The 13,884-nt window shown below is 61.7% G+C and carries 10 protein-coding genes; 6 read left to right on the top strand and 4 right to left on the bottom strand.

The annotated features are described in order from the left end of the window. The 4 genes from K9L28_02975 to K9L28_02960 form a co-directional block, all read right to left on the bottom strand. Positions 1 to 535, bottom strand: a 535-nt coding sequence (locus K9L28_02975; GenBank protein ID MCF7935292.1) for a hypothetical protein, incomplete at its 3' end; no start/stop codon positions are given. Continuing rightward, on the bottom strand, positions 532 to 2,469 hold the full coding sequence (glgB, locus tag K9L28_02970; GenBank protein ID MCF7935291.1) for a 1,4-alpha-glucan branching protein GlgB: 1,938 nt from the start codon (positions 2,467 to 2,469) through the stop codon (positions 532 to 534). The genes K9L28_02975 and glgB, both read right to left, overlap by 4 nt. Further along, positions 2,456 to 5,809 (bottom strand): maltose alpha-D-glucosyltransferase, encoded by a 3,354-nt coding sequence (gene treS, locus K9L28_02965; GenBank protein ID MCF7935290.1) that lies wholly within the window; start codon positions 5,807 to 5,809, stop codon positions 2,456 to 2,458. Before treS ends, glgB begins: the two co-directional genes overlap by 14 nt. Positions 5,810 to 5,829: 20 nt before the next feature. Continuing rightward, a complete protein-coding gene (locus K9L28_02960; GenBank protein MCF7935289.1) occupies positions 5,830 to 7,818 on the bottom strand; it encodes an alpha-1,4-glucan--maltose-1-phosphate maltosyltransferase in 1,989 nt (662 codons plus the stop codon). A gap of 330 nt (positions 7,819 to 8,148) precedes the next feature. Between K9L28_02960 and K9L28_02955 the strand changes: the two genes are divergently transcribed. The 6 genes from K9L28_02955 to K9L28_02930 all read left to right on the top strand — a co-directional run bounded on the left by K9L28_02955 (position 8,149) and on the right by K9L28_02930 (position 13,859). Continuing rightward, positions 8,149 to 8,658, top strand: coding sequence for a rubrerythrin family protein (locus tag K9L28_02955; GenBank protein MCF7935288.1), 510 nt, complete (start codon positions 8,149 to 8,151; stop codon positions 8,656 to 8,658). Between the two features lie 120 nt (positions 8,659 to 8,778). Beyond that, a complete protein-coding gene (locus tag K9L28_02950) occupies positions 8,779 to 9,951 on the top strand; it encodes an MFS transporter (protein ID MCF7935287.1) in 1,173 nt (390 codons plus the stop codon). A gap of 370 nt (positions 9,952 to 10,321) precedes the next feature. Beyond that, positions 10,322 to 10,627, top strand: coding sequence for a 2-amino-4-ketopentanoate thiolase (locus tag K9L28_02945; GenBank protein ID MCF7935286.1), 306 nt, complete (start codon positions 10,322 to 10,324; stop codon positions 10,625 to 10,627). An 8-nt stretch (positions 10,628 to 10,635) separates the two neighbouring features. Continuing rightward, complete coding sequence (locus K9L28_02940; protein ID MCF7935285.1) at positions 10,636 to 12,048, top strand: PLP-dependent lyase/thiolase; 1,413 nt, start codon at positions 10,636 to 10,638, stop codon at positions 12,046 to 12,048. Positions 12,049 to 12,099: 51 nt separating this feature from the next. Further along, on the top strand, positions 12,100 to 13,227 hold the full coding sequence (gene alr, locus K9L28_02935) for an alanine racemase (GenBank protein MCF7935284.1): 1,128 nt from the start codon (positions 12,100 to 12,102) through the stop codon (positions 13,225 to 13,227). 59 nt (positions 13,228 to 13,286) lie between these two features. Then, the gene (locus K9L28_02930; protein MCF7935283.1) at positions 13,287 to 13,859 is read left to right on the top strand and encodes a TRAP transporter small permease; all 573 of its coding nucleotides are present in this window, start codon (positions 13,287 to 13,289) and stop codon (positions 13,857 to 13,859) included. Positions 13,860 to 13,884: the final 25 nt, after the last annotated feature.

The following is a 13,884-nucleotide window of genomic DNA, read 5'->3' as shown; positions in this document are numbered from 1 at the left end:
GCCGCTTGAGGCCCTGGGGGCCGCCGTAGCTGTTCTGGACGGCGAAGAGATCCACACCGTCGTAGCCCCAGTTCCGCCTTCCCGGGAACTGGGCCACCGGCATGAGCTCGATCGCGTTGACGCCCAGCTCCCGCAGGTCGTCGAGCCTGGGGATGACGGCGTCGAAGCTCCCTTCCGGCGTGAAGGTGCCGGTGTGGAGTTCGTAGATGATCATCTCTTCCATGGGAACACCGCGCCAGACCTTGTCCCGCCAGTCGAAGCCATGATCCACCAGTGCCGAGGGGCCGTGCACCCCCTCCGGCTGGAAGTGGGAGGCCGGGTCGGGCCGCCAGGGACCGCCGTCGAGGCGGTACATGTACCGGGTACCGGCGGTCAGTCCCGGGATGGCGTGTCCCCAGTATCCCTCCGTCTGCGGGGCGAGCGCTTCGGTCCATTGGCCCGCGTCGTTCCGGCAGCACACCTCCACACGCTCGGCGCAGGGCGCCCAGAGGGAGAAGGTGGCTCCCTGGTCGGTCAGCCGGGCGCCGATGCTCATGACTCCGTCGTATCCTCCAGCTGCATGATCAGCGTGGCCAGCGGCGGCAGAGTGAGCGTCAGCGACTGGTTGTAGCCGTGGTAGGGGATCGGGGTCGTCGCCACGCCGCCGAAGTTCCCCTGGCCGCTGCCGCCGTACTCCTTGCCGTCGCTGTTCAGCAGCTCCTTCCAGCGCCCCTTGGAGGGGACGCCGATGCGGTAGTTCTGCCGCGGCATGGGGGTGCAGTTGCAGGCCACCAGAATGGGTTGGGCCCGAGGGGTGCTCCGCAGATAGGTGAAGACGCTGTTTTCCACATCGTCGCAGTCGATCCAGCGGAAGCCTTCGGGGTCGAAGTCGCCGGCGTGGAGAGCCGGATTGGCGCGATAGGCGGTGTTGAGCTCCCGCAGCCACTGGAGCAGTCCGGTGTGCATGGGATCCTCGAGGAGCTCCCACTGCAGTCCTTCCTCGTGGTTCCACTCCTTCTCCTGGCCGAACTCGCCGCCCATGAAGAGCAGCTTCTTCCCGGGATGGGTGAACATGTAGCCGTAGAGCAGCCGGAGGTTGGCGAAGCGACGCCACCGGTCGCCGGGCATCTTCCCCAGCAGCGAACCCTTGCCGTGGACCACCTCGTCGTGGGAGAGGGGGAGCATGAAGTTCTCGCTGAAGGCGTACATGATGCTGAAGGTCAGCTCGCCGTGGTGGTACTTGCGGAAGATGGGATCCTGGTTGAAGTAGTCCAGCGTGTCGTGCATCCAGCCCATGTTCCACTTCATCCCGAAGCCCAGTCCCCCCACGTAGACAGGCTGGGAGACCATGGGCCAGGCGGTGGACTCCTCGGCGATGGTCTGGATGCCGGGATGGTCGCGGTAGAGCGACTCGTTGAGGTCTCTCAGGAAGGCGATGGATTCCAGGTCTTCCCGCCCGCCATACTCGTTGGGGATCCAGTCCTCCCCTTCCCGGCCGTAGTCAAGGTAGAGCATGGAGGCCACGGCGTCGATGCGCAGTCCGTCGGCGTGGAAGCGATCGATCCAGAAGTGGGCGCTGCTGAGCAGGAAGCTCCGCACCTCGTTGCGCCCCAGGTTGAAGATATAGCTCTTCCAGTGGGGGTGGAATCCCTTGCGTGGATCGGCGTGTTCATAGAGGTGGGTGCCGTCGAAGTAGATCAACCCGTGCTCGTCGCCGGGGAAGTGGGAGGGCACCCAGTCCAGCAGCACCCCTATCCCGGCGTTGTGGAGGTAGTCGACGAGATACATGAATTCCTCGGGGGTGCCGTAGCGGCTGGTGGGGGCGAAATAGCCCAGTGTCTGGTAGCCCCAGGAGCCGTAGAAGGGATGTTCCATGATGGGGAGGAACTCCACATGGGTGAAGCCCTGGTCGTGGAGATGGCTCGCCAGAAGCGGCGCTATCTCTCGATAGCCGAGGTGCCGTTCGCTGCCCTCCTTCTGCATCCAGGACCCCAGGTGGCATTCGTAGACCGACATGGGTGCTTCCAGGGTGTTGCTGTCCCGCCGGGTCTCGAGCCACCGTTCATCCTGCCAGGGGAACTCCAGGCTGTGGATGATGGATGCCGTTCTCGGAGAGAGCTCCCAGCGAAAGGCGAAGGGGTCTCCCTTGTCTACGTGGAAGCCGTTGTAGCGCGACTCGATGTGGTACTTGTAGAGTTCCCCCGGGCCGACATCGGGGAGAAACCCCTCCCAGATGCCCGATTCGTCCCCGCGTGCAGTCAGCTGATGTGTCCCCGGTGTCCACCGGTTCCACTCGCCGACCACCGACACGGCCCTGGCGTTTGGCGCCCACAGGGCAAACTGCACCCCATCCCTGCCCCGGAAGGTGCAGGGATGGGCGCCCATCTTATCGTACAGCTGGGTGTGCCGTCCCTCCTTGAAGAGGTAGATGTCCTGTTCGGTCAGGAGCGAGTGTCCAGAGAGGACCTGCTGATTGTTACTGTCTGTCATGGTCGTTTCCCCCTTGCGGTTCTGCAGAAAGGAGCTGGCCGATGCCCTTCAGGGGCACAGCGAGCCAGTCCGGTCGGTTGTTCATCTCGTAGCCCACCTCGTAGACGGCTTTTTCCAGGATGAAGGCGTCCAGCAGGACAGCCAGACTGTTTTTGTCGTCCGGGATGAAGATGCTCCTGTCGGCGGTCTCCAGGTAGGCATCCAGGAAGATGGCGCCTGCCAGCCGGTACCACTGGCTGGCCCATCGCTGGAGTTCGTCGCTCTCTACGGCCAGCATGCTCTGCCGTTTGAGGAGCACCGTCTGCGAGGCGTAGTGGAAGGAGCGGATCATGCCGGCGATGTCCCGAAAGGGTGAGCGCTTGAGGCGCCGCTCGCTCACCGGCCGGGCCGGTTCCCCTTCAAAGTCGATGATCACGAAATCCTTGCCGGTAAAGAGCACCTGACCGAGATGGTAGTCTCCGTGGATCCGGATCTTGGAGGAATCGATCCGATGCTCCAGGATACGGGCCATCCGTCCGAGAATGGCGTCTTCCTGGTCCATGGCCTGCTGGGCGAGCTCTCCGACCTCCCTGTCCAGATGCCCCTGGATGTCTCCCAGCGCCAGGAGCGTTTTCCTGGCGAGCCCCCGCATGGATTGGTACATCGCCCGCTGGTAGAGCTTGGAGAAGGGCTCCGGCGCGAAGGCGCCGTCCTTCGGGGACGCAGAGAAGGCCAGGTGCATCTCAGCGGTTCGGCACCCCAGCAGCCAGATCATCTCGGAACAGAACTCTCCCAGCAGCTCATGGTATCCCCTGCTTTCTCCCCGCAGATCGAGAAGCGGTTTCCCCGATGGGAAGTCTGGTTGCTGTTCGGGTCCCAGCGAGAGGAGGTAGTCCAGAAAGAGATCTACCTGCTCCAGCATAAAGGTCCAGGCTGTGCCGTGGTTGGGTACCTGGTTCTGCAGCAGCCCCAGGTAGAAGTCGCCTTTTTTGGGATGTCGATAGACCAGTGTCCCTCCATACCGCGGGACATGGGCGAAACGGGTCTTCTCGGTGAGGTGGGAGAGCAGCTCCACCTCCGGATTGATGCCCTCTTCCACCTTGCGGAAGAGCTTGAAAAAGAGGGCGTCGTTCAGCAGATAGGAGCTGTTGCTCTGGTCGGCCCTGAGGAGAGAGGTCTTCCATTCGCCTTCAGGCAGCATGGAGCGTAGCTGTGTGCTGGGCCGGGAGAAGAACGACCCCTCCCGTGTTCTGGTCCGGTGCCGTCGCGACTGGAAGGCCAGCAGGTCGCGGCGGAAGGTGTCGTCGTAACTGCCGTCGATCAGATAGCCCGTTTCTCCCCGATAGTCCATTCTGGTGATGATGGATTCCGGTGACTGTTCCTGAATCCTGTGGCCCTGTTCCCCCAGGGCTACCGCCAGTGGAAGGGTATAGTTCTCGGAGAGCCCTTCGGTGAAGGTGACCCGCACCAGAAGGATGTGGTGCCTGCCCTCCTCGCCGGGCAGCAGGATATCCTCCTGGATGACGGTCCGTCGCATGGTGCGGTTCTTGCCGCCGAACCAGCGGGCGTTCCTGAAGTAGGCCGGCAAAACGCTGGAGAGGCTCTCCAGGAATTTCCCGGGCAGTCTGTTGTTCCAGGTCGTGCCCAGCTGCAACTGGGGGAGATCCTGTGGTTTGGCCTGGTACGCGTCGCGCTCTTCCTCCTCTTTGATGAGAAACCAGAAGTAGTCGTGGAAGCCCATAGTGAGCACGTAGGGCTCGTCCTTTTTGATAATCGGGAATCCGGCTCCGCTCATTACCTCCACAGGCGAGCATCCTGCATAGTCCGAGAGGTCCAGCTCCACCACCTGGGCGAAGCGCGAGAGGTTCACCACCACCAGTATGGATTCTCCCTCGCATTCCCTGATGAAGACGATGACCTTGTGGTTTTTGGGCCGCAGAAAGGAGGTCCCGCCGCGGCTGAAGGCGCGGTACTGTCGCCGCGTGGAGAGGACCCGCCGTGTCCACCAGAGGAGAGAGGAGAGGTTGTGTTCCTGGTTCTCCACGTTCACCACCTCGTAGTGGTAGTCGGGGTCGAGGATCAGTGGAAGATAGAGTTTCTGAGGATTGGCCATGGAAAAGCCGGCGTTCCTGTCGGGCGACCACTGCATGGGTGTCCGAACGCCGTTCCTGTCGCCCAGGAAGTAGTTGTCCCCCATGCCGATCTCGTCGCCGTAGTAGATGATCGGTGTCCCGGGGAGCGAGAAGAGCAGCACGTTCATCAGCTCCACCAGCCGCCTGTTCTTCCCCAGCAGGGGGACAAGGCGGCGCCGTATGCCCAGGTTGATCCGGGCCTGACGGTCCTTGGCGTAGACCCGGTACATGTAGTCCCGTTCCTCGTCGGTGACCATCTCCAGTGTCAGCTCGTCGTGATTGCGCAGAAAGAGCGCCCACTGGCAGCTGTCGGGGATCGGCGGCGTCTGTTCCAGGATATCCATAACGGGGAAGCGGTCTTCCATCCACAGGGACATGAAGAGCCTGGGCATGATGGGGAAGTGGAAGGCCATATGGCACTCGTCGCCTTCGCCGAAGTAGCTGACGGCGTCCTCGGGCCACTGGTTGGCCTCCGCCAGCAACATGGCCTGGGGAAAGCGTTCGTCCACGTGGCTCCGGAGCTTCTTCAGAAAGTGGTGGGTCTCCGGCAGATTCTCGCAGTTCGTTCCCTCCCGTTCGAAGAGGTAGGGTACGGCATCCAGCCGGAGACCATCCACCCCCATACCCAGCCAGAAATCGATGACCTTGATGATTTCCTTCTGTACCTTCGGGTTGTCGAAGTTCAGGTCCGGCTGATGGGAGTAGAAACGGTGCCAGTAGTAGGCCCTGGCTTCGTTGTCCCAGGCCCAGTTGGAGGTCTCGAAATCCTGGAAGATGATCCGCGCTTCGTTGAACCGGTCCGGTGTGTCGCTCCAGACATAGAAGTTGCGCCGCGTTGTTCCGGGCCGTGCCTGCCGGGCCCGCTGGAACCAGGGGTGCTGATCGGAGGTATGGTTGATCACCAGCTCGGTGATGACCTTGAGGTTCATGCTGTGGGCCTTGCGCAGGAAACGTTTGAAGTCCCGCAACGTGCCGTAGTCGGGATGCACGCCGTAGTAGTCGGCGATATCGTAGCCGTCGTCCCGCAGGGGAGAAGGGTAGAAGGGCAGCAGCCAGACGGCCGTCACCCCCAGATCCCGGAGATACCCCAGCTTTTGCTCCAGCCTCCGGAAGTCGCCGATGCCGTCCCCGTTGCTGTCGGCAAAGCTTTTGACATGGAGCTGGTAGATCACGGCGTCTTTGTACCAGAGCGTTTCTTTGGTAATCGGTGCCGTTGCGGTCTGTGCCATGCTGATCCTCCCTGCCCCGACTACATGAAGTAGTCGAAGTCCTCTTCTTTCCGCATTCGTTTCCGGACGAGGAAGATCCGAGCCGGAAGCACCTGGGGGTCCAGGCCGATACTGTTCCAGTCGCCCTGCCAGAAGTACCGCTCTTCACCGAGCAGGTCGTGGAGCAGATAGGGTTGGTCGAATCCCATCCCCAGCTGCTCCAGAGGCATGCGGATTCCTCCCTCCTGGTGGTGGAACGGATCCAGGTTCACCGTCACCACGATCAGCTCATCGCTCGCTTCGATTGTCTTCATATAGGCCAGGATATGCTCGTTCGCCGATTCCAGGAAGGTGATGTTCCTGGTCTGACGCAGCGGTGCGTGGTGCCTTCGGATGTCGTTGATCCGGGCGATGAGATCGTTGAGCCGGTCGGGACGCTCCCGATCCCACTGCCGGATCTGATATTTCTCCGAATCGAGGTATTCCTCCCGCCCGGGGAGTGCGCGGTCTTCCATCAGTTCGTAGGCCGGACCGAGGATGCCGTAGCAGGACGAGAGCGTCGCCGCCAGCACCAGTCGGATCACAAAGGCCGCCCTGCCGCCGTACTGGAGGTATTCGGGGAGGATGTCCGGCGTGTTGGGCCAGAAGTTGGGCCGCAGGTACTCGGCGGTCTCCGTTGCGGTGAGTTCCGTGACATATGCCTCCAGTTCCTCTTTGGTGTTGCGCCAGGTAAAGTAGGTGTAGGACTGGCTGAAGCCGAGCTTGGCCAGACGTTTCATGACGCTGGGCCGGGTGAAGGCCTCGGAGAGGAAGATCAGATCCGGGTATGCCCGGCGCGTCTCCTGCAGCAGCCATTCCCAGAAGACAAAGGGCTTGGTGTGGGGGTTGTCCACCCGGAAGATCCGGATGCCCCGTTCCGCCCAGTAGAGCACGATATCCCTGGCGGCCTCCCAGAGCGATTGCCAGGCGTCGCACTCGAAATCGAAGGGAACGATGTCTTCGTACCTCTTGGGCGGGTTTTCGGCGTGCTGGATGGTGCCGTCGGGGCGCCACTTGAACCATTCCGGGTGTTCCGCAATGAGGGGGTGATCCGGCGCGCACTGGAACGCCAGATCCATGGCCGGTTCCATGCCCTGTTCGCGCACCTGTTCGGTGAAAGCCAGGTAGTCCTCCTCCGTGCCGAGTCGGGGGTGGACGCTGGTGTGTCCCCCTTCTCCGGAACCGATGGCCCAGGGGCTTCCCGGATCGCCGGGTTCTGCGGTGACGCTGTTGTTCTTTCCCTTGCGGTTTGTGTGTCCTATAGGGTGAATCGGCGGCAGATAGACCACGTCGAAGCCCATCCGGGCGATCTCGGGGAGCAGCCTGGCCGCATCGGTCAATGTGGCGTGTTCCCTGCCTTCGGCCGGTGCCGAACGGGGGAAGAATTCGTACCAGGCGCCTGCAGCGGCGCGCTTCCGTTCCACGAGGACACGGAGCGTCCGTTCATAGGTGGTGATGCGCTCCGGCGCGACGCAGGGACGCACCAGTGTGGCCAGACTCTCGTCCATCAGCAGTGCGGCCCGCTCCTCCCCGGTGGCGGCTCCTTCTATGCTTTCGAGCCGCTCCTTCAGCCTGTCCGCCCGTTCCTGACCTGCGTAGGGCAGGGCGCTCTCCACCAACTTCCTGCCGATCTCCAGCTCCTTCTCCGTCGGCTGTCCGGCCTGTCGTTTCTTGGCGAAGTCCTTCCGCCAGGTGGCGAAGCGGTCCACCCACCCTTGTACTGTGTAGGAGTATGAGGAGGGGCCTTCCACCTGGAAAGAAGCGGAAAAGCTGTCTCCCCGGTCGCGCTGCATGGGAAGGGAGTGCCAGGTGTGGCCGCCCTCGTTGCGGTAGAGGAGCTGGGCGGCAATCTCGTCGTGGCCGTCGGCGAAGACCGCTGCCTGTACCGTGACACGTTCATTGTGGACCCGTTTGATGGGAAAGCGCCCGCAGTCGATCTCCGGCTTGACCGCCTCGATCACCACACGCTGCCGACCAGGTAGTTTGTGTATCATCACCTTGCGTTCACCCCTTTGCACTGAATCCTTATGCCTGTTCTGTCCCCTCGATGCCTGCCCATATGCTCCGTGTTTCCGGGGCGGTACGCTGTAGAGAAAGGAACCGTGGGATTGCTTTGCATAACAGGGAGGAAGGACAGAAAGGCGGTGCAGCGTCTTTGTATGCTGTTCCCCCACAAACTATACCAAAGAAGGGGAGAGCCGGTACAGTCTGGTTGTGTTGTGTGGAGTATCCACAACGCTTCCGATAGGGCGGTGTGCGGTTGCCAAGGAGGGGCGGCTCTGGTATATTTGAAAAAATTTCAAATTAGGGGGAAGGTACCCATGGGTTCCAAGACACAGAAGAATCTTGCGGAAGGCTTTGCCGGCGAATCCCAGGCCAACAGAAAGTATATCGCCTACGCACAGAAGGCGGAGGCCGAGGGAAAAACGAAGGTTGCCAAGCTCTTCAGGACCGCGGCGGAGGCGGAGACCATCCATGCGCTGGCTCATTTCAAGGCCATGGGAATGGTCAAGACCACTGCCGAGAATCTTGAAGACGCCATCGCCGGGGAAACCTACGAGTATTCGGAGATGTATCCGGATTTCCTCAACGATGCCAATGAGGAAGGCGACAACGCCCAGGCCCGGCGCTCCTTCCAGCTGGCCCGGGAGGCCGAGAAGGTCCATGCCGAGCTGTACAGGAAGGCGCTGGAGGATGTCGAAAGCGGGGCTTCCGGAGAGGCTGCGGACTACTATCTCTGTCCTGTCTGCGGCCACATCTCCGAAGGGAAACCCGAGGAGCGCTGCCCCATCTGCGGCGCAAAGCCGGAGCAGTACACGGTGGTTGCCTAGCCGCAGCCTGACAGCTGCCATCGGTGGGGATGCGGAATGAGAACGGGAGCCGTCGGTACCGGCGGCTCCCGTTCTCATGGTATGCTCTGGTGAAACAGCTGCGAAAGGACGGGTGGAACAGTGGGGCAACCGCAGCAGACAGGACCGTATCTCCCGGTGATTGTGATGGTGACGCTGATTGCGGTAATGGGTGTGGCCAGTGTGACACCGGTCTTCCCGTCATTGGCCCGCGCCCTGTCGATACGTCCCGAACGGACGGGTCTCCTCATTACCTGTTTCACCCTGCCCGGTATCGTGCTTGCGCCGCTTGCCGGGCTCGCTGCCGATGTGGTGGGCAGGAAACGTATCCTTATCCCCGCCCTGGCGCTCTTCGCGCTCGCCGGCGCGGGCTGCTTTTTCACCGACCGCTTCGCCCACATTCTGGCGCTTCGCTTCCTGCAGGGGATCGGTGCGGCCCCGCTCCCGGTGGTCAATCTGACCATCATGGGTGACCTGTTCAACGGCCGGAGGCTCAACCGCTCCATGGGTATCAACGCAAGCCTTCTCAGCGTCGGCACCGCCACCTATCCCGCCATTGGCGGGGCTCTGGGGATGCTTGGCTGGAATGCCCCCTTCCTTTTACCGCTTGCCGCTCTGCCCGTGGCCCTGATGGTCGCCGCCGTCCTGCCGGAACGCGCGGAGGGGATGCCCTGGTCGCGGGCGATGCAGCATGCCAGGGAGGGGATCGGAACGCTGGGCAGGGAGGAGCTGTTGCTCTACCTGATCAGCGTGCTCCTCTTTGTCAACCTCTACGGTGTCGCCCTCTCCTATATTCCCTTTCTGGTGGAGCGGAATTTTGGCGGCACCGCTGTCACGGTGGGACTGTTCATGTCCGGCGTGTCGGCGGGTACGGTGGTCGCCGCCTCACAGCTGGGGCGTCTGATGGCCTGTTCCAATGTACGGCGTCTGCTGGCCGCGGCCTTTGCGCTGGTTCTCTCTGCCGTACTGGTTCTGCCCGCCATGCCTTCCCTCTGGCTGGCGCTGATCCCCGGCCTCGCCCTGGGAACCGCCCAAGGCATCGCCGTCCCCTGTACCCAGGCCAGACTGGCCGGTATCGCCTCTCAGCGGTATCGGGGGGTTACGATGGCCTTCCTCGGGGCGGCGCTTCGGATAGGGCAGACCGTCGGGCCGGTTCTCATGGGCGGTGCCTATGTCCTCTGTGGCATGTGGGGGCCCTTTCTTGCCGGTGGAGGTATTGCGGTACTGGGGTTGGTCCTGGTCGTTGCCTATCCCGTCCATTGTGAAGCAGAATAAATGGGTCGCGGACACATTGATATTTTATTAACAATGTAGGCCTTTTGCTCGTTGACAGGGATGATGGGCGCATATACAATGACCACACCAAGCTGGGGAGAGTATGAGAGAGAGGGGTCCGGTGGTGCCGGCAGGCTCTGCCGCGAGCGGCTGCCAGGTGCAGCGGAAGGGGCGGATCGCCGGCGGCTGTCGTCCATGTGGCAGGAGCGTTCCCGGCGCAGCACCGAACAGATATACTTGCATTGCTTCCGTATTCCACAGTCAACTCTCCAGGTTTTCCATGAAGAATACCGTAGCCTTCATCGTGGCGCCATATGGTGAGGCTGTTGATGAGTGTTGAAAATAAGGAGGGAACACCATGCCGGAACGGATGCATCGAGGGGATTTTGTCCAGATCTATCAGGTGATCCTTGCCGCTGGGGAACGGGCGCCCCAGGTGCCTGAGGACACGGCTGCCGTGCCGCTTGAGATGAAGGTGAAGGGTTTTCTGGATACCGAGGAGGCCGGCATAGGCGATCAGGTCTCCATACGCACCATGACCGGCAGGACCCTTCAGGGGATGCTGGTGGCCGCCAATCCTCCCTATGAGATCACCTTCGGCGAGATCCCGCCGGAGTTGCTCCCCGTCGGTCAAGAGCTTCGGGCCCGATTGCACGAGAGGGGGCCTGTCTCGTGAACAAGCCGATGGACTATGCCTCGGTGATGGCGCGGAAGCATGATATCATGCTCCGCTCTGTAGGGATCGACTACGGGCGATTTGCTACGGGGCGTCTCTCCTTCGATTACGAGGGGATGATGGAGCAGATCGGCTATCCACTGGACGAGGTGCGCCGTATCCAGCGGGAGGTCAACGTGGGCGACACCCCGCTGATCGAGATGCACAATCTCACCCGGCTGGCCCGGCAGCTTGCCGAGCCCGGCCGAGGTGCCCGAATCTTCGTCAAGGACGAGGCCAACAACCCCGCCCGTTCCTTCAAAGACAGGCGTGCCTCTGTGTCCTCCTACCATGCGGCGGCCAAAGGCTATCCCGGTCTCATCGCCGCCACCAGCGGCAACTACGGCGCAGCGGTCGCCAGTCAGGCGGCGCGGAGAATGCTGGGCTGCATCATTGTGCAGGAGATCTTCGACAGCCGGGGCTTCGAGCAGCCGGAGATCGCGGAAAAAGGAAGGGCCTGCGAGGCCTACGGCGCCGAGGTCCTTCAGCTGTCAGTCGGTCCCGAACTTTTCTATGTCTTCCTGCGGGTGCTGGAAGAGACGGGATATTTCAATGCCTCCCTCTACACCCCCTTTTCCGTCGCCGGCATCGAGACGCTGGGTGCCGAGATTGTCGAACAGACCCGGGGACGTACCGGACGCGATCCGGACATGATTGTCAGCACCCATGCCGGCGGCGGTATCACCACCGGAACGGCCAGAGGCGCCCGGAAGGCCGGCTGCGACAGCGTGGAGATCGTCGGGGCCAGTGTGAGCCTGGAAGGACTCCACATGGCCTCCGACCGCGATTTCAACCGCAAGTCCTTCACCACCGGACACACCGGATTCGGCATCCCCTTCGCTGTCTGGCCCGATCGCTCCGATGTGCCGAAGAACGCCGCCCGTGTTCTGCGCTATCTCGACCGTTACGTCACCGTCCCTCAGGGTTCCGTCTTCTATATCACAGAGGCCCTGGCCCAGCTGGAAGGGCTGGAGCGCGGCCCCGCGGGCAACACCTCGCTCACGGCAGCCTTTGTACTGGCCCGGGAGATGCCTGAGGATGCCGTGATCGTCGTGAACGAGACGGAATACACCGGAGCGGGAAAGCATCCCTACGCCCAGCTTGGCTTCGCCAGGACCATGGGGGTGGAGGTGCGCCGGGGCGACCCGGCCGAGGAGAAGGCCGGCAGCGTCATTGTGGTGCCCGAGAGGCCGGAGCAGCTTGCAGTGCGTGAGATGGACCTGAACCGACTGCGTTCCTCCTATCTGAAGCGTGCCTGCGAGAGCCTCGGGGACCGTCGATCCGTCACCGTTGCCGACGTGGATTTCCTGGCCGAGGATGCCAACCTTGCCGGCCATGTGGTGCGGAGCTATATGGAGGACAGGGGGATTACCGTCGAGTAGCCGCGTGCCATCGAGGTGACCATCTTTGGGGAGTGGAGGGGACAATAGAACATGATTCGACCTACCTGGTTGGAAGTGGATCTCGGCGCCGTGAAAAGGAATTTCCAGGCGGTGCAGCGGCATGTAGGCAACGACGCGACGGTGATCGGGGTGGTCAAGGCCAACGCCTACAACCTTGGGGTGTGCGAGGTGACCCGGGCCCTTCGTGAGGCCGGCGCCTCCTACTTTGCTGTGGCCACACCAGACGAAGCCCTGGAGCTCAGGGAGGATGGCCTGGATGAACCGATCCTTGTTCTGGGTGCCCCGCCCTTTGACGCCGCCGACGAGTATGTCAGACACAATCTGCGCTGTACCCTTACGGACCGGCGTATGGCCGAAGCGCTCTCCGAGGCGGCACAGCGGCAGCGGAAGACGGCCTACGCCCACGTCAAGGTGGACACGGGCATGGGTCGGCTCGGATACGTTCCCGAGGATGTCCCGGCCATGGTTACGGCGTTTCGTTCGCTCCCCGGCCTGGAACTGGAGGGCATCTACACCCACTTTGCCTCCTCGGACGAGCGCAACCTGGCCTTCACCAGGCATCAGTTCGAGGTATTCACCGGATTGCTGGAGCAGCTGAAGGGACAGGGGATCACCTTCTCCATGCGCCACTGTTGCAATACGGCGGGAACGCTGGCCTTTCCCGGGATGGCCCTGGATGCCGTCCGGCCGGGCCATGCCATGGTCGGGATGTATCCCTCCCACGAAACGATCCGGTCCGTTGACCTGCAGCCGGCATTCCAGTTCAAAACAGAGATCTCGGCTCTCAAAACGGTTCCCCGGGGGAGAAGTATAGGATACGGGCTCACCTACATCACCCGCTGTGAATCGCGTATCGCCACACTCCCGGTGGGGTATGCCGACGGCTATTCCCGGGATCTCTCCAACCGGAGCGAGGTACTGGTGCGTGGAATGCGCTCACCCCTGGTGGGCCGTATCTGTATGGATCAGATGATGATCGATGTCACGCAGGTTCCCGAAGCTGAGGTGGGTGACGAGGTGGTGCTGATCGGTCGGCAGGGAGACGAGGAGATCAAGCTGGAGGAGATCGCCGACAAGCTCGACACGCTGGTCTGCGTGATTCCCGTGCAGATCGGCAAGCGCGTCCCGAGAGTCTACAGAGAAGAGGGGGGTGCGTGAGAAAAGGAGAATAACGGTGTCGTGCAAAACAGGAGTACAGTGCAAGGAGGAGGAAGGACATGAATATTACAGAGACGCGATTCTGGTACGTTCTCGGCATCATTCAGAAGGTAGTGATGTGTGTGTCCTCGTTGACAATCCTGACGCTCGTTCTCGTGCAGGTGTTTCTTCGCTATGTCTTTACCCTGCCGATCATGGGTGTTGAGGAGGTGGCCACCCTGGTGGGGTTCTGGCTCTACTTCATGGGGGCTTCCTGGGGCACGGCGGAGCGTTCGCACATTAAGGCAGATGTCATGAATGCCATGATCAAAAACCCCAGAAGGCTGGTGTGGATCAAGGCCTTTACGGCCGCTCTCTCGGTAGTGCTCGCCGTCATGATGGTCTTCTGGGGATGGTCATATGTCTACTGGGGCATCACCAAGATGCAGCGTTCCTTCACCCTGGGTATTCCCATGGTCTATTCCCAGGGCAGCATCTTTATCAGCGCTATTCTGATGGTATTTTATTTCTGTGTTGAATTTATCGATTATTTCATGCAGGCCATCGGCAAGAAGCCGATTGCTGCCGAGTTTATCGGCGAAGATGTCTGTATTCCCGAGGAGGGTGCGGCGACATGTTCTGCCGAGGAGTGATGGCCTCGCCCCTGCGGTACGGTGT

Source organism: Synergistales bacterium, from assembly GCA_021736445.1.
Lineage (GTDB): Bacteria > Synergistota > Synergistia > Synergistales > Aminiphilaceae > JAIPGA01.
This window is presented reverse-complemented; position numbering and strand designations above follow the sequence as displayed.